Annotated in this window: 19 protein-coding genes; 8 read left to right on the top strand and 11 right to left on the bottom strand. The window is 71.5% G+C overall.

Annotated features, from left to right (window positions below; translation table 11 throughout):
- Nucleotides 1–104: 104 nt before the first annotated feature.
- Both ABZ855_RS05190 and ABZ855_RS05185 read right to left on the bottom strand, forming a co-directional pair.
- A complete protein-coding gene (locus ABZ855_RS05190) occupies nt 105–338 on the bottom strand; it encodes a ferredoxin (RefSeq protein WP_360801111.1) in 234 nt (77 codons plus the stop codon).
- Between the two features lie 5 nt (nt 339–343).
- A complete protein-coding gene (locus ABZ855_RS05185) occupies nt 344–1,801 on the bottom strand; it encodes an aldehyde dehydrogenase (RefSeq protein ID WP_360801108.1) in 1,458 nt (485 codons plus the stop codon).
- Nucleotides 1,802–1,990: 189 nt separating this feature from the next.
- On the opposite strand from ABZ855_RS05185, the gene ABZ855_RS05180 reads away from it, so the two are divergent.
- From ABZ855_RS05180 to ABZ855_RS05165, 4 genes are all read left to right on the top strand, one after another.
- Nucleotides 1,991–3,028: an MBL fold metallo-hydrolase gene (locus ABZ855_RS05180; RefSeq protein ID WP_360801105.1), complete on the top strand. Its 1,038-nt coding sequence runs from the start codon at nt 1,991–1,993 to the stop codon at nt 3,026–3,028.
- Nucleotides 3,029–3,411: 383 nt separating this feature from the next.
- Nucleotides 3,412–3,828, top strand: a complete 417-nt coding sequence (locus ABZ855_RS05175) for a transglycosylase SLT domain-containing protein (RefSeq protein ID WP_360801102.1) — start codon at nt 3,412–3,414, stop codon at nt 3,826–3,828.
- Between the two features lie 98 nt (nt 3,829–3,926).
- Nucleotides 3,927–4,616, top strand: coding sequence for a YoaK family protein (locus ABZ855_RS05170; RefSeq protein ID WP_360801099.1), 690 nt, complete (start codon nt 3,927–3,929; stop codon nt 4,614–4,616).
- Nucleotides 4,617–4,887: 271 nt separating this feature from the next.
- Nucleotides 4,888–5,109 (top strand): hypothetical protein, encoded by a 222-nt coding sequence (locus ABZ855_RS05165; RefSeq protein WP_360801096.1) that lies wholly within the window; start codon nt 4,888–4,890, stop codon nt 5,107–5,109.
- Nucleotides 5,110–5,387: 278 nt separating this feature from the next.
- Here the strand turns inward: ABZ855_RS05165 and ABZ855_RS05160 are convergent, their stop codons facing one another.
- The 6 genes from ABZ855_RS05160 to ABZ855_RS05135 form a co-directional block, all read right to left on the bottom strand.
- The gene (locus ABZ855_RS05160; RefSeq protein ID WP_360801093.1) at nt 5,388–7,652 is read right to left on the bottom strand and encodes a PQQ-binding-like beta-propeller repeat protein; all 2,265 of its coding nucleotides are present in this window, start codon (nt 7,650–7,652) and stop codon (nt 5,388–5,390) included.
- Between the two features lie 281 nt (nt 7,653–7,933).
- Nucleotides 7,934–8,539, bottom strand: coding sequence for a class F sortase (locus ABZ855_RS05155; protein WP_360801090.1), 606 nt, complete (start codon nt 8,537–8,539; stop codon nt 7,934–7,936).
- A 234-nt stretch (nt 8,540–8,773) separates the two neighbouring features.
- A complete protein-coding gene (locus ABZ855_RS05150; RefSeq protein ID WP_360801087.1) occupies nt 8,774–9,196 on the bottom strand; it encodes a sortase-dependent protein in 423 nt (140 codons plus the stop codon).
- Nucleotides 9,197–9,298: 102 nt separating this feature from the next.
- Nucleotides 9,299–11,419 carry a HAMP domain-containing sensor histidine kinase gene (locus ABZ855_RS05145; protein ID WP_360801084.1) on the bottom strand — a complete coding sequence of 707 codons (2,121 nt, stop codon included), beginning with the start codon at nt 11,417–11,419 and terminating at the stop codon, nt 9,299–9,301.
- Nucleotides 11,406–12,176 (bottom strand): response regulator transcription factor, encoded by a 771-nt coding sequence (locus ABZ855_RS05140; protein WP_360801081.1) that lies wholly within the window; start codon nt 12,174–12,176, stop codon nt 11,406–11,408. The genes ABZ855_RS05145 and ABZ855_RS05140 overlap by 14 nt, the downstream gene beginning before the upstream one ends.
- Nucleotides 12,177–12,223: 47 nt before the next feature.
- Nucleotides 12,224–13,645: a glycoside hydrolase family 125 protein gene (locus ABZ855_RS05135; protein WP_360801078.1), complete on the bottom strand. Its 1,422-nt coding sequence runs from the start codon at nt 13,643–13,645 to the stop codon at nt 12,224–12,226.
- Between the two features lie 202 nt (nt 13,646–13,847).
- On the opposite strand from ABZ855_RS05135, the gene ABZ855_RS05130 reads away from it, so the two are divergent.
- Genes ABZ855_RS05130 through ABZ855_RS05115 form a run of 4 tightly spaced genes read left to right on the top strand, consistent with a single transcriptional unit; the run spans nt 13,848 to nt 17,888 of the window.
- Entirely contained in the window at nt 13,848–14,870 is a 1,023-nt protein-coding gene (locus ABZ855_RS05130; protein WP_360801075.1) for a LacI family DNA-binding transcriptional regulator, read from the top strand.
- Nucleotides 14,867–15,778: an ATP-binding cassette domain-containing protein gene (locus tag ABZ855_RS05125; RefSeq protein WP_360801072.1), complete on the top strand. Its 912-nt coding sequence runs from the start codon at nt 14,867–14,869 to the stop codon at nt 15,776–15,778. Before ABZ855_RS05130 ends, ABZ855_RS05125 begins: the two co-directional genes overlap by 4 nt.
- Nucleotides 15,775–16,848 (top strand): ABC transporter permease, encoded by a 1,074-nt coding sequence (locus tag ABZ855_RS05120; RefSeq protein ID WP_360801069.1) that lies wholly within the window; start codon nt 15,775–15,777, stop codon nt 16,846–16,848. Before ABZ855_RS05125 ends, ABZ855_RS05120 begins: the two co-directional genes overlap by 4 nt.
- Nucleotides 16,849–16,904: 56 nt before the next feature.
- Nucleotides 16,905–17,888, top strand: coding sequence for an ABC transporter substrate-binding protein (locus ABZ855_RS05115; protein ID WP_360801066.1), 984 nt, complete (start codon nt 16,905–16,907; stop codon nt 17,886–17,888).
- Nucleotides 17,889–17,954: 66 nt separating this feature from the next.
- Here the strand turns inward: ABZ855_RS05115 and ABZ855_RS05110 are convergent, their stop codons facing one another.
- The 3 genes from ABZ855_RS05110 to ABZ855_RS05100 all read right to left on the bottom strand — a co-directional run bounded on the left by ABZ855_RS05110 (nt 17,955) and on the right by ABZ855_RS05100 (nt 22,493).
- On the bottom strand, nt 17,955–19,895 hold the full coding sequence (locus ABZ855_RS05110) for a serine/threonine-protein kinase (RefSeq protein WP_360801063.1): 1,941 nt from the start codon (nt 19,893–19,895) through the stop codon (nt 17,955–17,957).
- Between the two features lie 181 nt (nt 19,896–20,076).
- Entirely contained in the window at nt 20,077–21,261 is a 1,185-nt protein-coding gene (gene aroC, locus ABZ855_RS05105; RefSeq protein WP_360801060.1) for a chorismate synthase, read from the bottom strand.
- The gene (locus ABZ855_RS05100; RefSeq protein WP_360801057.1) at nt 21,258–22,493 is read right to left on the bottom strand and encodes a 3-hydroxybenzoate 6-monooxygenase; all 1,236 of its coding nucleotides are present in this window, start codon (nt 22,491–22,493) and stop codon (nt 21,258–21,260) included. Before ABZ855_RS05100 ends, aroC begins: the two co-directional genes overlap by 4 nt.
- Nucleotides 22,494–22,505: the final 12 nt, after the last annotated feature.

Below are 22,505 nucleotides of genomic sequence, written 5' to 3'. Positions count from 1 at the left end.
GCCGGCACCATCCAGCCCCTCCGGCGTTTGAGGAGCGGGGGTTCGGGGGCAGCGCCCCCGAGACGGATGGGACGGGTAGGGGCGGCGGGGGCGAGAATCCTCCCTTACTCCTCGGGGGGGAACACCGGTTCGCCGCCCGCCAGCAGGGTGATCATGATCGCCTCCACCGGACAGTTCTCCGCCGCCGCCAACACCTGCTCGTTCGCGTCCATGTCCGGTGCGAGTGGATGGGACTGCATCCCGCCGTCCAGGCTGAACCCCTCCGGCGCCCGGTGCACGCACTGCGCCGAGCCGATGCACAGCGAGCGGTCCACCTCCACGTGCCAGCGGTCGCCCATGCCCCCTACCCCTCCCAGCCGGCCGGGAGGTGGATCATCTTGTGCTCCAGGTACTCGCCGTACCCCTCGGGCCCGAACTCCCGCCCAAGCCCCGAGTTCTTGTAGCCGCCGAACGGGCCGAGCATGTCGAGGCTGAAGGTGTTCACCGAGTACGTGCCGGTACGGACCTGCCGGGCGACCTCGATGCCGTGGCCGACGTCGGCCGTCCACACGCTGCCGGAGAGGCCGTAGTCGGAGTCGTTCGCGATCTTCACGGCCTCGGTCTCGTCGCCGTACGGGATCAGGCAGATGACCGGGCCGAAGATCTCCTCGCGGGCGATGCGCATCGAGTTGTCGACGTCGCCGAAGAGTGTCGGTTCGACGTACCAGCCGCGGTCGAGGCCGGCGGGGCGGCCGCCGCCGGTGAGGATCTTCGCGCCCTCCTCCTGGCCGATGCGGATGTAGTCGAGGTTGCGCTGCTGCTGGCGCCGGGCGACCAGCGGGCCGACCTGGGTCGCCGGGTCGAGCGGGTCGCCGACCACCAGCGCGCTCGCGGCCTGGGTGAAGGCGTCCGCGAACTCGTCGTAACGGGACCGCGGGAGGAGGATGCGGGTCTGGGCCACGCACGCCTGCCCGTTGTTCATCCAGGCGGCGGAGACGATACCGGGGACGGTGGTGTCGAGGTCGGCGTCGGGGAGCACGACGGCCGCCGACTTTCCACCCAACTCCAGTGTCACCCGGGTGAGTTGGCGTGACGCGACCTCCATCACGCGCTTGCCCGCGGCGACCGAACCGGTGAAGGAGACCTTGTCGATGCCGGGGTGTCCGACGAGGTACTCGCTGACCTCGCGGTCGGCCGGGAGGATGGAGAGGACGCCGGGCGGCAGGCCTGCCTCCTTCGTTATCTCCGCGAGGATGTACGCGTCGAGGGGCGACTCGGGCGACGGCTTCAGGACCGCCGTGCAGCCGGCGAGCAGCGCGGGCGCGAGCTTGGCAGCCGCGGTGAACTGCGGGACGTTCCAGGGGACCACGGCGGCGACGACGCCCACCGGTTCACGCCGGACGAGGATGCGGCCGAGGACTCCGTCGCGTGTCTCCTCGTACGTGAAGTCGCGGGCGACGGTGATGGCCGCGTCCCACACCATCATCGCGCCGAGGGCCTGGGCGAGGACGCTCCAGGAGTACGGGGAGCCGTTCTCGGAGGAGATGACGCGGCCGATCTCCTCGTACCGCGCCGCGACACCGTCCTTGATGCGGGTGACGACGGCGATCCGCTCGTCGAGTGTCATCCGGGGCCAGGGTCCCTCGTCGAAGGCGGTGCGCGCGGCGGCGACGGCCCGGTCGACGTCGGCCGTCGAGGCGTGCGGCACGCGGCCGAAGACCTCTTCGGTGTGGGGGGAGATGACCTCGATGACGTCCTTGCCGAGGGGGTCGGTCAACTCCCCGCCGATGAACAGCTGTCCGTGTTCCACGAGCTCGGTCATGGCCGACTGCCTCTCGCCGACTGCCTCTCCGGGTACCGTCTCTGACGGATCGTCAGATAGATACGGAGACAGTTACCAGTTCCCCTCCGAGGAGTCCACAGGTCGCGCACCACAACGGGGTAAGTGACTCGGGCTCCCATTGAAACCGGTTCTAGTTATAGTTGCTGCAGCCCAGCCACAGGGGAGCCCATGACAAAGACGTCGACGCAGGTGACCGATCACGGCGGGGGCGTACGGTCCCTCCGGGTCCCCATTCCGAACAATCCCCTCGGCTACACGCTGGTCTACGTCGTCGACACCGACAGCGGACCGGTGCTCGTCGACACGGGCTGGGACGACCCGCTGTCCTGGGACACCCTCACCGAGGGCCTGTCGGCGTGCGGCACCGCCGTCGGCGAGATCCATGGCGTGGTGATCACCCACCACCACCCCGACCATCACGGCCTCTCCGGCCAGGTCCGGGAGGCGTCCGGGGCGTGGATCGCGATGCACGAGGCGGACATCGCGCTCGTCCGGCGCACGCGCGACAACCGTGCCGAGCGCTGGTACGCGTACATGGTCGCGAAGCTGGCGGCGGCCGGCGCGCCCGCCGACCATGTGGCGATCCTGACCAGGACCCCCGTCGGCATGCTGCCCGGCTTCTCGCCGGCGCTGCCCGACCGCGAGATCGTCCCCGGCGAACTGCTCGCCCTCCCCGGCCGCCGGCTGCGCGCGATCTGGACGCCGGGCCACACCCCGGGCCATGTCTGCCTCCACCTCGAGGAGGCGCACCCGGGCCGGCTCCCGGGCAACGGGCGCCTGTTCTCGGGCGACCACCTGCTCCCCGGGATCACCCCGCACATCGGCCTGTACGAGGACCCGGACGACACGACCGTCACCGATCCCCTCGGCGACTACCTCGACTCCCTGGAACGCATCGGCCGGCTGGCCCCGGCGGAGGTCCTCCCGGCCCACCGCCACACCTTCCCCGACGCGACCGTCCGCGTACAGGAACTCCTCGACCACCACGACGAACGCCTCGCCGGCCTCCGCGCCCTCCTCACCACTCCCCTCACGCCGTGGCAACTGGCGGAACGCATGGAGTGGAACCGCCCCTGGGCCGAGATCCCCCCGGGCTCACGGAACATCGCGGTCTCGGAGGCGGAGGCCCACGTACGCCGTCTGGTCAAACTGGGCCAGGCGGAGGCGGTGACGGGGAGCGATCCGGTGACCTACGTGGCCGTCTGAACCCGGTGCGCCCGGGCCGCCTTCGAGAGCCAGGTCACTTTCGGCGCGCCGGGGACGTGAAGCGGCCCACAGGACGCAGATCACCTACGGGGTGGAGTAGTAGATCGATTGGTGTGTCATGTTCACATAGAAAGGGGGTCTGACCTGCACATTGAGAGGCAGGTCACAAACGCCTCTCATCGCCCACATACGACCACAACTAGCAAAAGGGGTGATTGCGGGCGCCTCTCGAGCCTGTTTCTCTGGAGCAGTCGCACGGCGCCGACGAACCCCCACGGGTCGCGGCGCCGCCGCATGTCACCGCCACACACGCAGCACGCACCACACGCAGCACCCGGCACCGACTGCACGCGACAGCCCTGACCCCGAAGAAAAGGTTCTCCGTGTTCGTCTCCCGTATCGCCCGCACCCTCGCCTCCCCGAAGAAGGCCCTCACCACCGCCGCCGTGGCCGCCGCCACCGCCGGCATGGTCCTGGCCGCGGCTCCCGCGGAGGCGTCCACCGCCTCCTCGTCCGGCGCCAAGGCGATCGCGCACAAGCTGATCCCGAACGACGCGCAGTTCAACGCCTTCAGCAAGATCGTCGAGCACGAGAGCGGCTGGAACGTCGCCGCCACCAACGCCTCCTCCGGCGCGTACGGCCTGGTCCAGGCCCTCCCCGGCTCGAAGATGGCCTCGGCCGGCGCCGACTGGCGGACCAACGCCGCCACCCAGATCGAGTGGGGTCTGAAGTACATGAACGAGCGCTACGGCAGCCCGGTCGGAGCGTGGAACTTCTGGCAGGCCCACCACTGGTACTGAGCCGACCAGGACAGAGAGTACGAAGGCGCCGGCCCCCGATATTTCGGGGGCCGGCGCCTTCATGCTTTCTTCTTGTCCGCCCGTGATGGACTGGCCGGATGAGCACAGAGGCAGAGGCAACCGGGCCGGATTCCGAGTCGCGCGGTCTGCGGCTCGTGGTCGTTCTGCTGGTGCTGACGGTGGTCAGCGGGCTGATCGACGCCGTCAGCTATCTCGGGCTCGGCCGGGTCTTCACCGCCAACATGACCGGCAACGTCGTCGTGCTCGGCTTCGCCGCCGCCGGGGCGCCCGGTTTCTCCGTACCGCACACGCTGACCTCGCTCGCCTCGTTCGTGCTGGGCGCGGTGGCCGGCGGGCGCCTCTCGCGACGTCTTGGCGGTGGTTCGCGCCGCAGGTGGGCCCGGATCACCCTCGCCGTCGAGGCGGTGTTCCTGGGCGCGTCCTCCGTGGTCGCCTTCCTGGCGCCGGACGCGACGGCCACCGTCTACACCCTGATCGCGGTCACGGCCTTCGCGATGGGCCTGCGCAACGCGACCGTACGCAGGCTCGGCGTCCCCGATCTGACGACCACCGTCCTGACGATGACCCTCACCGGTCTCGCCGCCGACTCCCGCGCGGCCGGCGGCACGGGCGGACGCTCCCCGCGCCGCTCGGCGTCGGTGGCGGCGATGGCGGCGGGCGCGGTCCTCGGGGCCTGGCTGGTGGTCCATCACGGCCTGGGGATCCCGCTTCTCGTGGCCGCCGTGGCGGTGGCGGCGCTGGCGGTGAGCGCGTCCGGACGGGAGTGAAGGGGGCCCGTGACGCCGTACGGAAGGAGTCGCGTTGCTAACGATTCATAACTCTTGGCGATTACTGCACGTGCTGTCGCGCTGTCCGAGGGGGCGGTCCCGGGGTCCGGGTCGGCCGTCCGTCACCCGTGTGACCTGCGTGATCCGTCTCGACGCGCGGTATTTTCCGGCGCCGGCGAGCCTCTCCGCCGAGCCGGTGCCGGTGGGGCCGCCGACAGTGGAGTGTGCTCACGGGGTCCACGGCGGGCCGGAGCGGAGCATACTGACGTCAATGACAAAGACAGCGGTAACGCGGGCCCACCTGGCCACCAGCCCTTTCAAAGCCCCTGTGGCACCCCCTGCCAAGCACTTCGCGGCAGGCGACCGAGTCACTCACGACGTCTTCGGCCTCGGCCGGGTGACCAGCGTCGAGGATGGCATCGCAGTGCTCGTCGACTTCGGCGGGCGACAGGAACGGATCGTCAGCCCGTACCCCAAGCTGACCGTTCTGTGAGATCTGCCGTGCCCCCCTCTCGAGGATCAGGAGATTTTCCATCGAGCTGACTTCTCTGTTCTCCGCGCCGGAACCGACGACGTTCCACGCGAGGACCGATACCCCGACCCCGGAGATCGACCCCTTCCAGGCGCCGGCCTTCCGGGAGGGGACTCCCGGCGCCTTCGCGACCCCGGCGGAGGATTCCGAAGCCCGGGATCAGCTGTGAGCAGCACCGTCGCAGCGGTGTGACCGCCGGCCGAGTCGCCCAGTGACCGGTTGCGAACTCCGGGTGCCCGTCAGTTGCGGGGCATCGGGAGGGCGTACACCCTGTCGAAATGCTGGGCGATCAGCGGATGCTCCGTCCCCGGCGCGGTGTCGCAGGAGAGCTGCCACTCATTGATGCCGGTGTCCCGGTTGTCGGTGAAGTTCCAGAGCAGTTCGCCCCGCCGGGCATCGATCGCGTAGAAGCCGTCCTTGTTGTCCTCGGCCGTGACGAACACCGCGTCGGCGCCCGCCACCAGGGGACTGTCCAGGTTCAGCCGGGGCGTCTCGCAGAACCAGAGCCGCGAACCGTCGGCGGCGTCGAACGCCTCGACGCCGTGCGGGCTCCTCGTGGTGCAGTACACCGTGGCGTCCGCGGCGGCGACGGAGGCGAATCCGCCCTTCTCCTGGCGCACCCGCCAGCGCAGCGCACCGGACCTCAGATCCACGGCGATCAGCTCGTTGTCCGCGGCGAAGACGGTGTCGTCGAGCACCACCGGCGCCGACCGGGTGTCCGAGCCGGACGCCATGGGCCTGCTCCACAGCACGTTGCCCCGGCCGGTGCCGTCGCGGGCCGTCAGCCGGTGCAGCCCGTCCATGTAGACGAAGCGCTCGGCGTCGATGAACGGTTTCAGGTCGAGGCCGATGTCCTGTTTGCTGATGGGGATGACCTGCGCCAGGCGCGCCTTGAGATTCGTACCGAGGACGACGTTCGTGGAGGTGGCCGGTCCCCGTGACCCGTCCGGCCGGTCCTGGCGGTCGAACCGCAGTCCGAGGATGGTGACCGTGCCGACGGCCCCGCCGAGCAGCGTGTCGAAGCGGAAGTCCGCGCCGAAGTCCAGCGCGTACCGCTCGGCGCCGGTGACCGCGTCGACGCCCAGCACGGTCGCGCCGGTGCCGAGGGCGACGACGACGTCCGAGACGATCAGGGGCGGGGTCGGCGACTGGCTGATGCCCTGGTAGGTCCACCGGGGACGGGAGCCGTCGGTGAGCCCGAGGCAGAAGAGGGCACCGGACTGCGTCTTCATCAGGGCCGTGTCGTTGTAGAAGACCGCCGGTGCCTGGAGCAGCGCGTCGCTCCGGTAGGTCCACAGCGGTTCCGGCGCCGGGCCGGCAGGGGTGGCCGCGGCGCTCGAACTGTTCCTCGAGTAGAGCAGCGCGGAGACGCCGGTGCCCACGACGAGCGCGGCAGCCGTGAGGACCTTTCGGCGAGAGGGCTTCGGCCGGGTCGAGCGCCGGGCCCGGTGGGTGCCCCGCTCGGGCGACTGCACGGCAGGCCTCTCGGGCGGCTGTTCGGGCGTCGGGACGGACTTGCGTTCCTGCGGGAGGACGACGCGGCCGGGGCCGCTCGAACGCTCCGCTACCAGTCGCTGTACGGCCGCCAGTCGCGGGTCGACCCGGAGGTTGCCGGGACCGGGGGCTGCCGCCAGCGCGGCGGCATGGGCGGGCTCCCGGCGGCCGGCGTTCACCTCGGTGTCGAGGTCGAGGTCCAGGTCCATGAGGGCGGCGGCCTGTCCTCTGATGTGGGCGACCACCGGTTCCGGCAGCCAGTCGCCCCAGTCCACCGCCTCGGCGCCGCCGGGCGCGCACGCCGCCGACACCCGGTCCGGGCTGGGCCGGGCGTCCGGGTCCTTCGCGAGGCAGCCCCCGATGATCGTGTCCAGGGGGGCGTTGACGCCCGTCAGGTCGGGCGTGCCGTGCACCACCTGGTACAGCAGGGTGGCCGCCGAGGAGCCCTCGAAGGGCGCCTGCCCGGTGGCCGCGTAGGCCAGCACCGAGCCGAGACAGAACACGTCTCCTGGCGGACCCATCGGGTTCCCGGTGGCATGCTCGGGGCACATGTACCGCGGGGAGCCCAACAGCACGCCGGACAGGGTGAGTTCGTAGCCGTCGGTGGCGCGGACGATGCCGAAGTCGATGACGCGCGGGCCCTCGGCGGAGAGCAGCACGTTGGACGGTTTGAGGTCGCGGTGGACCAGCCCCGCGGAGTGCACGGCGATCAGCGCCTCGGCGAGTCCGGCGCCGAGGGCGAGTACCGATCTCGGCGGCAGCGGGCCGTACGCCTCGACGGCCTCGGCCAGCGTCGGGCCGAGGATGTGGGTGGTGGCGAGCCAGGGGACGGGACCGTCCGGGTCGGCGTCCAGGACGGACGCCGTGTAGGTGCCGCTCACCGCGCGGGCGGCGTCCACCTCGCGGCGGAACCGGTTGCGGAAGGACCTGGCCGAGGCCAGCTCCGGACGGATCACCTTGACGGCTACGGACTGTTGCCGTTCGTCCTTGGCGAGGAAGACCTCGCCCATGCCTCCCGCGCCGAGTCTCGCGACCGGACGGTAGGGCCCCAACCGGTCCGGATCCGTGGGACGAAGTGGCTCCATTGTCCTCAGCTCGCCTGTTCCCCGTCGTTCCCCGTCTGTTCCCCGTTGGATGAGTCTGGAGGGAGAGTAGGTGCTGAGGAGACAGTTGGCGTACGCAATCGCGTAACTCGTGGCCATTACTTGAGACTTCATGCAGGGATCGTCCGGACGTTACTCGTGACGGCGGGACGAATCCGGCACGGCCCGACCGCTTTCCGTATACGAATTCAGCTCCTGGTCGCGTAAACGATGAGGTTGTTCACCGGATGCCCCTGGGCGTCGAAGTCGCCGTCGCAGGTGATGAGCCGGAGGGCGCGGTCCCGGGTCGGGCCGTAGACCCTCTGGGTGGGGAAGGCGTCCTTGTCGACACTCTCCGTGTTCGTGACGGTGAAGTGGACGACCTCTCCCTTCACGTCGGTGACGGCGATGTCCGCCCCCTTGGCGATCTTCCTGAGGTCGTGGAAGACGGCTTTGCCGAAGCGGGTGTCGTTGTGGCCGATGATGACCGCCGCGCCGACCTCACCGGGCACGACACCGCCCGTGTACCAGCCGGCCGTCATCCCCTTCTCGGCCGGCGGGACCTCGACCGTCCCGTCCGGGTTGAGGCCCAGCTTCATCAGCGGGCTGTCGACCCCCACGGAAGGGACGGTGACCCCGGCAGGGGCCGCCGGGGCCGCCGCGGCGTTCGGGGCCGGGTCCTGCTCGGCGTCGGGAGCATCGGGGGTGTCGGGGGTGTCGGGCGAGGCGGTGCCGACCGTGCTCGGGACCACCTGGACCGTCGGGTCCGGGGTGGACGAGCAGCCGGTGAGCCCGGCGACGAGAAGGATCAGCACGGCGGTCGCGAACAGGGCGACGGCGAGACGGCTACGGGAGAGGGCCGTGCGGGGTGCCGGGTTCGCGGACGGGGCGGGAGATGCAGGGGGTGCAGGGGGTGCAGGAGGTACAGGGCGTGCAGGAGGCAACGCGAGCTCCAGAACAGGGTGCGGTGCGAGAGGGCGGGGAACGCACAGGGCGCCGCCCGGTGAAGGGCGGCGCCACCGTGTCGTCACAGGGGTCGTGCTGCCGGGTCAGCCTTCGCGGCGGGCGGCGGTGCGGCGGCGCAGTACGTAGGTGCCGGCGCCCGCGAGCAGCAGCGCGCCCGTGGCCGAACCGACGAGGGCGCCGGTGTTGTCGTCCTGGGCGGGGGCCTCGCCCGCGGCGACACCGCCTCGCGGGAACTCCTTGCCGGACGCGGACTTCGCGGATTCGGCCTTCGCGGCTTCGGCCTTCCTGAGCTCGGCCTCCTTGGCCCGCAGGGCGTCCTCGCTCCTCTTCTTCTCCAGGGCGTCCTTCCCCTCCGGGGACACGTCGGAGGCGACCGGGGTCGGAGTCGCGTCCGCGAAGGCAGCGGTGGCCGGGACGAGCAGGGCGCCGGCCGCGACGCCGGTCAGGACGGCGACCCGGAGGGAGGTCAGCGGACGCAGCGGGCGCTTGGTGAGACGGCGGGACATGTAAGGGCTCCAGTTCCAGCCCGGCTTTCGTCGTACCTGGTTGCCGATCCGCACCAGGTTCCGGGCATGGCTCCACCCTGACGGGCAGTTGTGAGGAACCTGTCAGATCGCCGTGGTCATCCCATCAGGGTCGCGCCCGGCCCCCGCCGCTGCCGCCGTCGGCAGCCGCAGTGTGAAGGTGGACCCCTCCCCCTCCGTGCTCGTCACGTCCACCGTGCCGCCGTGGGCCTCGGCGAGCTTGAGGACGATCGCGAGGCCCAGACCGCTGCCGCCGGTGCTGCGGCTGCGGGACTTCTCCGCCCGCCAGAAACGGTCGAAGACATACGGGAGGTCGGCGGCCGGAATGCCCGTGCCGGTGTCGGACACCTCTACGGCGAGCTGCTCGCCGGTGTCGGTGTCCTCGTTTTCGGTGACGTACGAGCGCAGGGTCACCGTGCCGCCGGCCGGGGTGTGGCGCACCGCGTTGGAGAGCAGGTTGCTGACGGTCTGGCGCAGCCGCACGGGGTCGGCGTGCAGAAGGGGCAGGCCGGGTCCTGTCGTCGTCGGCAGGAAGGTGAGTGCGACACCCGCCGTCTCGGCCAAACCCTGGTGTGCGGAGGCGACTTGGGCGAGCAGCTCGTCGATCCGTACCGGCTTCCGGTGCAGTCGCAGGGCGCCCGCGTCGGCCGCGCCGAGGTCCTGGAGGTCGTTGATGAGGTGCTGGAGCTGCACCGCCTCCTCCAGGAGCGAGGAGACGAACGCCGGGTCGGGCTGGGCCAGTCCGTCGTGGGCCGCCTCCAGCCAGCCCCTGATGTTGCTCAGCGGCGTACGCAGTTCGTGGGCGACGTCGCTGACCATGACCTTGCGCTGTTCCTCCAGCCTGGCCCGGTGCGCGGCCATGTCGTTGAAGGCCGCCGTCAGCCGTCCGATCTCGTTGTCGGAGACGACCGGCACGGGCACCGGCGTCGAGTCCAGGCCGTCCCGCATCCGCTGGGCGGCGCCGGTGAGCGCGTGCAGCGGGCGTACGAGTCTGCCTCCCGCGAGGACCGACGCGCCGACGGTGAGGGCGAGGACGAGGGCGGTGACCCCGGCGATGCGGGCGGTGTTGGCCGGGGAGAGGTCGAAGCCGGGTACCCCGGCGGCGCCGGGGCCGTCGATGAACAGCAGGGCGGGTCCGGCGACATAGGCGGTGAGCTGCTCGCGGCGGGCGCTGACGACACAGGCGGCGACGGCCCGGTCGTACCCGCTGTCGCGGAACTCGGAGGGCGCGTAGTCGAACGCGCCGCCGGCAGCCGCTTTCCGCTCAGCCGCCTCGAGATCCTCCTCCCGCTTCGCGGCCAGGAGGGCTTCTTCCGCGGCGGCGCGCTTGCGGCGGGTGGCCTCGGCGTCGGAGAGCGCCTCGTAGTCCTGCCCGTAAGGGGTGTCGTAGGCCCGGTTCCAGGACAGGTCCAGGTTCAGTTGCACGGGCGTACGGCCCTGTCGCTTCAGGCAGGCGTCGGCCAGTTGGTTGAGGGCCTTGAGCGCTCTCCGCTCGGTCGGGGTGGCGCCGGTCTCGAAGCCTTCCAGGCACTTGGCCTGCGTGGAGCGGTCGACCTCGCTGTCCGTCCCGTTCTCCTCGCTCACGAACTCGACGCGGGTGCGACCGCCCGGGCTCTCGACCAGGTCGGCGGCGATACCGAGCCGGTTGAGGCACTCCGCCTGCGCGGCGGAGGCCTTGCGCAGCGCGGCCCGCTCGGACGCGGGCAGCCGGAAGGGGCCCACGGCCCGTGGATCGACGCGGTCCGCGTCGGCCTTGGCCGCGTCGGGCACCAGCACGGTGTCGACGGAGAGCGGATCGACGACCGCGGAGGCCTGCGGCGCGAGCGTGGCCGGAGGTGAACCGCCCTCTGTGGAGGGGGAGTCGGCCGAGTCGACGAAGGGGCGCCGGCCTTCGTTGGTCAGCACGATCCGGCGCCCCGACTGCTGGGCCAGTTCGCGCACGGTGGCGTCGACGCCGTCCCAGTCGGGGTGGGTGGCCGCGTAGCCGAGGAGGGTGTTGTAGATCTGCGCGTCGGACTTGAGGTTCTGCCCCTGCTCCTGGCGGATCGCGACGGTGGTCGTCTGCACGGCGAGCCAGGCGGTCGCGGCGACCGAGCAGGAGGCCACCAGCGCCGTCACGGTCAACAGCCGCCCGGCCAGGCTCTTTCGGAGCGGCAGCCGCGCGCTCGTCGCGCGCGCCTTGTCAGCCTTGTCAGGACGACGCATGGCGCGCGTTCCTCGCGGGGTCCGTCAGTTTGTAGCCGACGCCGAATACGGTGACGATCCGGGACGGTCGTCGGGGGGCGCGTTCGATCTTCTTGCGCAGGTTCATGATGTGCACGTCGACGGTCCGGCCGCTGATGTACTTGTCGAAGCCGTGCAGTTCCTCCAGGAGCCGCGCCCGGGTGAACACCCGGCCGGGCTGGGCCGCCATCGCCGCGAGGATACGGAACTCACCGGGCGTGCACTCGACGGGCGCCCCGGCGACCGACACCTCGTGCCGCGCCGGGTCCACGCTGAGCGCGCCGACCGCCAACACGTGCTCGTCCGGGGCCACTTCGGGTTCCGGCGCGGCGGCCGGAGCCGGTACGGGTACGGGGTCCGGGTCGGTGCCGCGCCGGTTGCGGCGCAGCAACGTCCGTACTCTGGCGGTCAGTTCGCGTGGGCTGAACGGCTTGGTCATGTAGTCGTCGGCGCCGAGGTCGAGGCCGAGGAGCAGATCGTCCTCGGTGCTGCGGGCCGTCAGCATCAGCACCGGGACCTCCCGGCGTTCGGCGCGCAGGATCCGTACGACGTCGAGGCCGTCGGCTCTGGGCATCATCACGTCGAGGACGACCAGGTCGGGTTCCTGGTGCCGGACGGCCTCCAGAGCCGCCCGGCCGTCCTCGACGACGGTGACGGTGTGACCCTCGTGCTCCAGATAACGGCGCACCAGTTCAGCCTGTTTCGCGTCGTCTTCGGCGACCACAATGTTTGCGCACACGCCGGAGATCGTAGCGACCGCCGATGCCGCGAGGACCGTAAGAGGCTTTACCCGGAGGGCAGTTCGGTGGTGGACAGGCGGGGATGCAGGCGCCCCGTCGATCGGCCCGTGAGGTCCAGGAGCAGTTCGGCGAAGAGGGCGTCGCCCCAGCCGAACCAGGCGCGGGTGAAGTTCGCGGGGTCGTCCACGTGGAAGCTCTCGTGGACGGAGCCGGTGCCCGCGTCGGTGCGCAGCAGCAGCTCGGCGAGGCGGGTCCGCTCGCCCGCGTCGTCGCTGGTCAGCGCCTGCATGGTGAGGGAGAGCGGCCAGACATGGCCGGGCGGGGTGTGCGGGCTGCCGATGCCTGAGGCCCAACCACCCGCGTAGTAGTAGGGGTTGGCGTCACTGAGGACGAACTCGCGGGTGCGCAGGTAGAGCTGGTCGCCCGGGTCGCACCAGCCGAGGTAGGGCAGGGAGAGCAGGCTCGGGATGTTGGCGTCGTCCATCAGCAACTGCCCGCCGAGACCGTCGACTTCGTACGCGTACACCGCCGGGTCTGCCCCCGCGGTCACCCCGTGCGTCCGTACGCCGGTGGCGATCTCGCCCGAGAGGGCCATGGCGTCGGCGGCGAGGCCGGGGTCTCCGAGTGCCGTCGCCAGTTCGGCGAGGCCGGCGAGGGAGACGGCCGCCATGGCGTTGGACGGGACCAGGTAGCCGTGGTGGCAGCGGTCGTCGCTGGGGCGGAAGCCGGACCAGGTCATGCCGGTGGGCGCGACCGGCGCGCCCCGGCCGCCGCGCGGCAGCGAGTCGAACGCGTCGTCGCCGAGGCGCCGGAACTCGTACGGTGAGCGGTTCTCGTGGTCCTGCTCGACCCGCCACAGGGCGACGATCCGGCGGGCGGCGCGGACGAAGCGGTCGTCGGCGGTGAGGTGGCCGAGGCTGCCGGTGGCCCGCCAGATGCCGTAGGCCAGCTGGAGCGGGGCGCAGAGCGAGTCGACCTCGTACTTCTGCTCCCAGACCAGCGGGTCGGGGGTCGGTTCGTCGATGTAGCCGGCGCCGGAGCCGTCGGGTTCGGCGTTGAAGGAGTTGGCGTACGGGTCGGCGAGGACGTAGCGCAGTTGGCGGCGCAGGACGCCGGTGAGCGCGGCGGCGACGGCGGGATCGTCGGCGGCGAGGAGGTACGGGCGGACCTGGGCGGTGCTGTCGCGCAGCCACATGGCGGGGATGTCGCCGGTGAGGACGAAGACCTCGCCGTCGGGCAGCGGGCGCATGGCCCTGCCCCAGGTGCCGGTCAGCAGCCCGGTGAAGCGGTCGGCGGCGCGCGGATCGAGGGAGCGCAGCTCGCGGCGCACATCGGCGCTGAGGGCGCGGAGTCCTTCCGGCAGCTCGCGTTCCGGCAGTCCGCCGTCCTGCGGTCCGCTTTCCCGCAATCCGCCTTCCTGCCATCCGCCTTCCCGCAGTCCGCCGTCCGGTTCGTCGATCGATCGCATGATCATCCTCTCGCGCACTCCCCCACCACCGACCGAGACAACGTTGTTTCGGAACAACGTTGTCGGACCCTACGCACCCGGCCCCGCACCGCGCAAGGGCGGGCAAAATCCCCGTTGCGATCCATTGACAACGTTGTTTCACGGCGGTTTGCTGTGCGGCACACAGCGACGCCGAGCGACCGATTTCGGAGTGATGCCGGACATGCGAACGCCCACCATGCGGGAGGTCGCCGCCCTCGCCGGGGTGTCGATCAAGACCGTCTCCCGGTTCGTCAACGGTGACGAGACGGTCTCCCGCGCGATCGCGGAACGGGTGCGCGCCGCCATAGACGAGACCGGTTACCGCCGTAACGACCTCGCCCGGAGCCTGCGCCCCGGGCAGCGCAGCACCACGCTGGCGCTGCTGGTCGGCGACCTGTCGAACCCCTTCTACGGCTCGATCGCCAACGGCGTCATGAACGCGGCCCGCGCCAACGGCCACAACGTCGTGCTGGCCAGCTCCGACGAGGACCCCGAGGCCGAGCGCCGCAGCATCGACGACCTGCTCGGCCAGCGGGTGGCCGGGCTGCTGATCGTGCCGGGCGCCATGGACTACGGCTATCTGGGCCGCGAGGTCGCCCAGGGCACCCCGGTGGTCTTCCTGGACCGGCCCGCGCTGGGCCTGGACGCGGACACCGTGCTGCTGGACAACCACGGGGGCGCCCGGAAGGCCACCGAGCATCTGATCGCCGCAGGTCACCGGCGGATCGGCGTTGTGGTGGCGGCCAGCTACCACACCACGGGCCGTCGGCTCGACGGCTATCTGGAGGCCGTGCGCGCCGCCTTCGGCGAGGTCGACGAGGCCCTGATCGCCCGGCTGGAGCACGGCACCCGGGCGGAGGCCGAGGAGGCCACCGCCGGACTGCTGGCGCTGCCCCCGGACCGGCGCCCCACCGCCCTGTTCACCACCACCAACTTCCTGACCTACGGCGCTCTGCGCGCCATGGGCGCCATGGCCCCGGGGTCCGGCCCGGCGCAGGGCCCGGCCCTGGTCGGCTTCGACGACTTCCCCTTCGCCGACCTGCTGCCCACCCCCGTGACAGTCGTGTCCGGGGACGCCTACGAGATGGGCCGCGAGGCCGCCCGACTGCTGCTGGCCCGGCTCGCGGGCGAGAGCGGACCACCCCGCCGGGTCGAGCTCGGCACCGTACTGACCCCCCGTGGAAGCGGAGAGCTGACGCCATGAGCACCCCCACTCCCGAGGCCGGCCCGGGTCCCGCCGCCCCAGGTCCCGCCGCCCCGAGTCCCGGCGCCCCGGCCCCGGCCGTCACCCCCGTCCTGGAACTGTCCGGCATCGTCAAGAGCTACGGCCAGGTCCGGGCGCTGCGCGGTGCGGCGCTCACCGTCTACCCGGGCGAGGTGGTCGCGCTGGTCGGCGACAACGGCGCGGGCAAGAGCACCACCATCAAGGTCATCTCCGGGGTGATCCAGCCCGACGCCGGCGAGATCAGGGTCGACGGCAGGCCGGTGACCATCCCGGACCCGATCGCCGCCCGCCGCCTGGGCATCGAGACCGTCTACCAGGACCTGGCCCTCGCCCCCGATCTGGACCCCGCCGAGAACCTCTTCCTCGGCCGCGAGATCCTGCGCACCGGGCTGCTCGGCAAGCTCGGCTTCCTGGACCGCAAGGCCATGCGCGCCAAGGCCGACGAGGCGTTCGGCTCGCTCGGCGTCGGCATCCAGGACACCGCCGCGCAGGTCGTCACGATGTCCGGCGGCCAGCGCCAGGGCATCGCGGTCGGCCGGGCGGTCAACTGGGCGGACCGGGTGCTGCTGATGGACGAACCGACGGCGGCGCTGGGTGTCGTACAGACGGAACGGGTCGGGCAGTTGATCCAGCGGGTCCGGGCCTCGGGGGTGGCGGTGGTGCTGATCAGCCACAACCTGCCGTTCGTGTTCGAGTACGCGGACCGGATCGAGGTGCTGCGGCTCGGGCAGCGGGTGGCCCGGCTGTCCGGTGCGACGGCGACCAGCGAGAACGTACTCGGCGCCATGACGGGCGCACTCACCTTCGACGACGGCGCGGACCCGGAACCGGATCCCGTGCTGGTTCCAGCCGTCGACGGCTCCGACCGCAGCGAGGACCAGTCATGACGACGCCCACGACGCCGACCACGTCCCCCACCACCGAGGTGAAGTCCGCCGCCCCCGGGCCGGACGCGGACACCGTCCGTCCGCTGCGCTCGGCGCTCCTCGCCGCCGCCTGGCGCAACATGAAGGGCACCCGGAGTCTGGCCCTGGTCGTGCTGCTGGTGCTGCTCGCGGTGTTCGGCGCGGCCTACCCCGACAACTTCCTCACCGCGTACAACCTGCGCAGTGTCGCCATCGAGGCCGCCTCCTACTGTGTGCTGGCCATCGGGATGACGTTCGTGATGACCACCGGCGGCATCGATCTGTCGGTGGGCTCGGTGCTGATCTTCTCCGGGGTCGTCGGTGTCAAGGTCATGACGGCGCTGGGCGGCGGCGGCCCGCTGACCCTGCTGGCGGGTCTGGTGACGACAATGGCGACGGGCCTCGCCTGGGGCGTGCTGAACGGCCTGCTGGTCACGAAGGCCAAACTCCCGCCTCTCATCGCCACGTTGGCCACCCTCTCGGCGGCCGGCGGCGGCGCCCTGGTCCTCACCGACGGCCTCGACCTGCGCGGGGTCCCCGACTCGCTGGTCAGCGGCCTCGGCTTCGGCCGCTTCCTCGGCATCCCCTATACGGTGTGGCTGGCCATCGGCCTCACCATCGCGGGCGCGATCGTCCTCGGCTTGACCCGCTTCGGCACCTACACCCGCACGATCGGCTCCAACGTCGAGGCCGCCCGCCGCGCCGGAGTCGCCGTCGACCGCCATCTGATCAAGGTGTACGCGCTCTGCGGGCTCCTCGCCGGGATCGCCGCGTACGTCAACCTGGCCCGCTTCTCCACCACCACCGTCGGCGGGCACACCGGGGACAACCTCCAGGCGATCGTCGCCACCGTGCTCGGCGGCACCAGCCTCTTCGGCGGGGTGGGCAGTGTCCTGGGCACCGCCTTCGGCTCCCTCATCCCGGCCGTGCTCAGCAACGGCCTGGTCATCATCGGCCTCCAGCCGTTCTGGCAGCAGGTCGCGGTCGGCGCGGTCCTCGCGGGGGTCGTGTACGTCGACCACGTCAACCGGCGCCGCCGCACGCTGCGTTAGCCCCTCCCTCCCACTCCCCAGCTCCCAACGCCCCGTCGCATCAATGGAGTTGAACCATGCAGACCGCCCACCTCACCCTCAGAGGCGCCGCCCTCGCCACCGCCGTCCTGCTCGGCGCCACCGCCTGCGGGTCCGGCGACTCGTCCTCCTCCACCGCGAACCCCAAGGTGACCGTCATCCTCGGGACAGCGTCCGACTCCTTCTACAACACCCTGGGTTGCGGCGCGAAGGCCGAGGGCAAGAAGCTCGGCGCGACCGTGGACGTGCAGGGCGCGACGACCTTCGACCCGGCGACCCAGACGCCGATCCTCACCAGCACGGTCGCGAAGAAGCCGAACGCCATCGTCATCGCACCGACCGACTCCAAGGCGCTGGGCACGCCGCTGAAGCAGGCCAACGAGGCCGGCATCAAGATCGTGACGGCGGACACGGGCCTCGACGACACGAGCTTCATCTCCTCCGCCGTCTCCTCGAACAACGTGGAGGGCGGCGCCGAGGCGGCCCGCACGCTGGCCGAGCTCGTCGGAAAGAAGGGCAAGGTCGTCATCATCGGCGGCACCCCGGGTGTCACCACGGCCGACCAGCGGATCAAGGGCTTCGAGACCGAGATCAAGAAGTACCCCGACATCACCTTCGTGGGCGTGCAGCCCTCCACCCCCAGCGGCGGCGTCGTGGAGGCGGCCCGCCTCACCGCCGCGTCCCTCTCCAAGGACCCCGACCTGGCGGGCATCTTCTCCATCAGCACCCCGGCCAGCGACGGCGCCAACAACGCCATCAAGGACGCGGGCAAGGTCGGCAAGGTCAAGGTGGTCGGCTTCGACGCGGGCCCCGCACAGGTCGAACAGCTGAAGAAGGGCACGGTCCAGGCACTGATCGCCCAAAAGGCGGAGGAGATCGGCGCGCAGGCGGTACGGGAGGCGGTGAACGCGGTCCAGGGCAAGAAGGTGACGAAGTCGATCGGGACGTCGTTCGTGTCGATCACGGCGGCGAACCTGGGTGACGCGAACGTGAGCAAGTACGTGTACCGGTCGACCTGCTGACGTTCGGTCAGGTTTCACTTCCGCCGGCGACCGCCGTACGACTCCGCCCTGTTCACCGGGGCGGAGTCACTGCGTCGCCCGCAGGTTGTCCCAGGTCACCCGCTTCACCATGCCGTCCACGGTCAGTCCCTTGTCGGCCTGGAAGTTCTCCATCGCGGCCACCAGCCCTTCTCCGAACACCCCGTCCACCCCGGTGCCGCCGATGTCGTACCCGCGCATCGACAGGATGCACTGGACCTGCTTGACGCGCTTGCCCGTGTCTCCGAACTCCGTCTGCGCCTTGCCCGCGTAGTAGGTGCACTCGGTGACCCAGGGCGCGGTGGCGGAATCGGTCGGGGAACTGTCCGGGGAGGGGGCGGAGGAAGGCGGGGGGCTGGTCTCGGTGCCGCCGTCCGTTCCCGTGCCTGTTCCCGTGCCGGTGCCTGTACCCGTGCCGGTTCCGGTGCCCGTACCCGTGCCGGTGTCCGGGTCTGTGCCCGTAGGGGCGCCCGGCGCCGGGACGTCCGGCTCACCGTCGCCGTCGGTGTCGCCGCCCTCGGTGCCGGAGCCGGGGACGAGCGACGGTGCGGCCGGGCCGTCGGCGGTCTCGGTGCCGCTGCCCCAAGTGGCCGGGGCCGACTCTCCCTCCGAGGTCCCCGGCTTCCGCTGGGCACCGCCGGCCTTGCCCTCGATGCCGGCGGAGGCCGTCGCGGGCGCCCCGGGGGGCGAGGCGGTCGCGCGGTCCGCCGGGCGTACGAGTACGAAGACCAGCGCGGCCAGGGCACAGAGGGCGACGGCCGCCGTAACGGCCGGTACCGGCCTGCGGACCCAGGCGAGAGCCCGCTTCGGGCGCCGCTTCCCGGTGGACGTCTCGGCGGACGCCGCGTCCGGGGTCGCCGACGGGACGAGGTCCACGTCCTTCGCCGGACCCTGCCCGGAAACCGCGACCTGCCCGGAAACCGCGACCTGCCCCGAACCCGGCACGGGCACCGGCACCGGCACCGGGAGCGCCGGGTTCGGGCGGTGGCCAGGGAAGCGCAGCTCCGCCGCCCGCTCGACGGGGAAGCGGTACAGCACGTCGTACGCCCGCTGCCGCTCGCGCACGGCGCCGAGCAACGGCTGCGGCCACTCGAGCGCCTGGGCGGACCCGGCGGCACGCTCACGCGCCGCCCCGACCAGCTCCGCCGGCGTCGGCCGCCGCTCGGGCTCCTTGACGAGGCAGGCGGAGAGCAGTGCGCCCAGCGCCGGGTCGGTGGCCGTGATCTCGCCGATCACCTCGGCGTCGGGCTCCTCGAACGCGACCCGGTGCATCACGTCGACGCCGGTGCCGTCGCCGAAGGGGGCCCGGCCGGCCGCCGCGTAGATCAGTGTCCCGGCGAGCGAGAACACGTCGGACGCCGCGTCGCAGTGGCCGGTCCGCAGATACTCCGGGGACATGTAGGCGGGCGTTCCGACCCGGTTGCCGGTGCCGGTGATCGCGCTCGCGTCGGCGGCCTTGGAGATGCCGAAGTCGATGACGTGGGCGCCCCGGACCGACAGCAGCACGTTGGACGGCTTCAGGTCCCGGTGCACGATGCCCGTGGCGGCGAGGTCGGCGAGCGCCTGCCCCAGCTCCGCCACCAGCCGCCAGACGGCGCCCGGCTCCAGGGCACCGCCCTCCCGGACGGCTACCGCGAGATCGAGCGCGGCGAGATACTCCGTGGCCATCCACAGCAACTCGTCCTGGAACCCCGTACCGCACAGCCTCGGTGCGCGCGGGGTACGGACCCGGCCGTGCACCAACGCCTCCTGCTCGAACCGGCGCCGGAACGTCGCGTCCTCGGCGTACTCCGGCCGGATCACCTTGACGGCGAACAGGCCGGGGCTGTCGTCCGAGGGGCGCGCGAGATAGACCCGCCCCATGCCACCGCTGCCCAGCAGCGCCAACGGCACGTAGGGGCCGACGTGTTCGGGGTCGGCGGGGCGCAGCGGCGCTGCAGCGGTCTGCCGCAGCGCGGCCGCCTCGCCCGGCGGGGGCCCCGATGGCACCGGATGCTGCTCTGACACGGACCCCCCGAAGTGATCGTCTACGTACGCCAGTTCGCCTCACTGGCCGCGAGGACGAGGCTAACTCAGGGCATGGGCCTCGTTCATGCTTTCGATCACTTCCGTCACGCTACGCACTCGGTTCGGATCCGAAAGGTACCGGCCGACAACTGAGCGCCACCGTTCACCGGACGATCAGGTGTTCGAGGTAGGACTCCACGTTGCGGCGTGTCTCGGGCACGCTGTCGCCGCCGAACTTCTCCACCACCGCGTCGGCCAGGACAAGGGCTACCATCGCCTCGGCCACGATGCCCGCCGCCGGGACCGCACACACATCGGAACGCTGGTGATGCGCCTGCGTGGCCTCACCGGTGACCACATCGACGGTCTGCAGGGCACGCGGAACGGTCGCGATCGGCTTCATCGCCGCCCGCACCCGCAACAGCTCACCCGTGGACAGACCGCCCTCGGTGCCACCGGAGCGGCCGGTCGCACGCCGGATGCCGTCGTCCGTGGCGAGGATCTCGTCGTGCGCCTTCGAGCCGGGCACGCGCGCGAGGTCGAAGCCGTCACCTACCTCCACACCCTTGATGGCCTGGATGCCCATCAGCGCGGCGGCCAGCCGCGCGTCCAGGCGCCGGTCCCAGTGCACGTGCGAGCCCAGACCCACCGGCACGCCGTACGCCAGCACCTCCACCACACCGCCCAGCGTGTCGCCGTCCTTGTGGGCCTGGTCGATCTCCGCGACCATCGCCTTCGAAGCGTCCGCGTCCAGGCACCGCACCGGGTCCGCGTCCAGCCTCTCCACATCCGAGGGCTTGGGGTAGACACCGTAGGGCGCCTTCGCCGCCGCCAGTTCCACGACGTGCGAGACGATCTCGATCCCCGCCGCCTCCTTCAGGAACGAACGGGCCACCGCACCCAGCGCGACCCGGGCCGCCGTCTCCCGCGCGGAAGCGCGCTCCAGGACCGGACGGGCCTCCTCGAAACCGTACTTCTGCATCCCCGCGAGGTCGGCGTGACCAGGACGAGGGCGGGTCAAGGGCGCGTTACGGGCAAGCCCGGCCAGGATCTCCGGATCCACCGGATCGGCCGCCATCACCTGCTCCCACTTCGGCCACTCCGTGTTGCCGACCATCACCGCGACCGGCGAACCCATCGACAACCCGTGCCGCACACCACCGAGAAACGTGATCTCGTCCCGCTCGAACTTCATCCGGGCACCGCGCCCATAGCCGAGCCGCCGCCGCGCCAGGTGGTCCGCCACCAGCTCCGTGGTGACCGGCACACCGGCCGGAAGACCCTCCAACGTCGCGACAAGAGCGGGACCGTGGGACTCCCCCGCGGTCAACCAGCGCAACCTGCTCAACGGTGGCCCCCTGTGCCCTGAAGCGAGCCGTCCGCGGGAGCGCCGACACGCGCCCCGTGCAGCCAGCGCACCTTGTCGTACAGGTCGTCCGGAGTGAGCGACGACAACATGGTGTTGCGGGCCGTCGCGGCGGCGTCCGCCGGGTGGTAGAGCTCCTCGCCCATCGCGCGGGCCACCCGCTGTGCGCGTGCCGTGCGCTCGTACCGCTCGGCGTTGTACTTCTCCAGCCGGGCCGCCGTGTCCCCTGTCTCCTCGGCCGCGCCGGCCAGCAGTCGGCCGACGAGCACCGCGTCCTCAAGGGCCATGCACGCGCCCTGGGCGGCGTACTGGAGCATCGGGTGGGCCGCGTCGCCCAGCAGGGCCACACGTCCGTCCGTCCAGCGTTCGACCGGGTCACGGTCGCACAGCACCCACTCCTTCCAGTCGGTCCCCAGCTCCAGCAACTGCCGTGCTGTGCGGCTCAGTTCCGGGAAGGCGGTCAGGACGTGGTCCCGTTCGGCAGGCCTGCCGGTCACCACGTTCTGTGCGCCGTCGTCCCGGGTGGCGGCCAGGTTGAGGAACCTGCCGCTGCCGATGGGGTAGTGCACGAAATGCCACTTCGGGCCCGCCCACAACGTGACGGTGTTCCAGCGGAGTTCCTCCGGGACCCGCTCCATCGGGATCACCGACCGGTAGATCGTGTGGCCCGAGACCCGAGGGGCGCCGTCGCCGACCAGCTGGGCGCGGACCGCCGAGCGGATGCCGTCCGCGCCGATGAGGGCGGCGCCCGTGAAGCGGCGGCCGGTGTCGGTGACCGCCGTGACCGGCGCGGCGACGCCCTCCGCGTCCTGTTCGTACGACACCACCGAGGCGTCGGACGTCAGGGTGACCGCCGGTTCCCCGCGGCAGGCGTCGAGCAGGGCCTGGTAGAGGTCGCCCCGGTGGACGACGGCGTACGGGTTGCCGAAGCGGGCGCGGTAGGCGCCGCTGAGCGGCATGCTCGCGACCCGTTTCCCCGTCGTACCGTCCATGAACCTCAACTCGTCGATGTGGACGGCGCGTTCACGCACCTCCTCGCCGACGCCGAGGAGGTCCAGGGCGTGGAAGGCGTTGGGGCCGAGTTGGATGCCGGCGCCCAACTCGCTGAAGGTGGAGCGGCGTTCGAGGACGGTCGCCCGGTTGCCGTGCCGCGCGATGCTGAGTGCCGCCGCGAGCCCGCCGATGCCGCCGCCCGCGACCAGGATCGTCACCATGCCGACTCCCAC

Origin of the sequence: Streptomyces sp. NPDC047042 (assembly GCF_040644035.1) — a bacterium.
Taxonomy (GTDB): domain Bacteria; phylum Actinomycetota; class Actinomycetes; order Streptomycetales; family Streptomycetaceae; genus Streptomyces.
The sequence above is the reverse complement of the archived record's forward strand: the minus strand, read 5'-3'. Positions and strand labels throughout refer to the sequence as shown.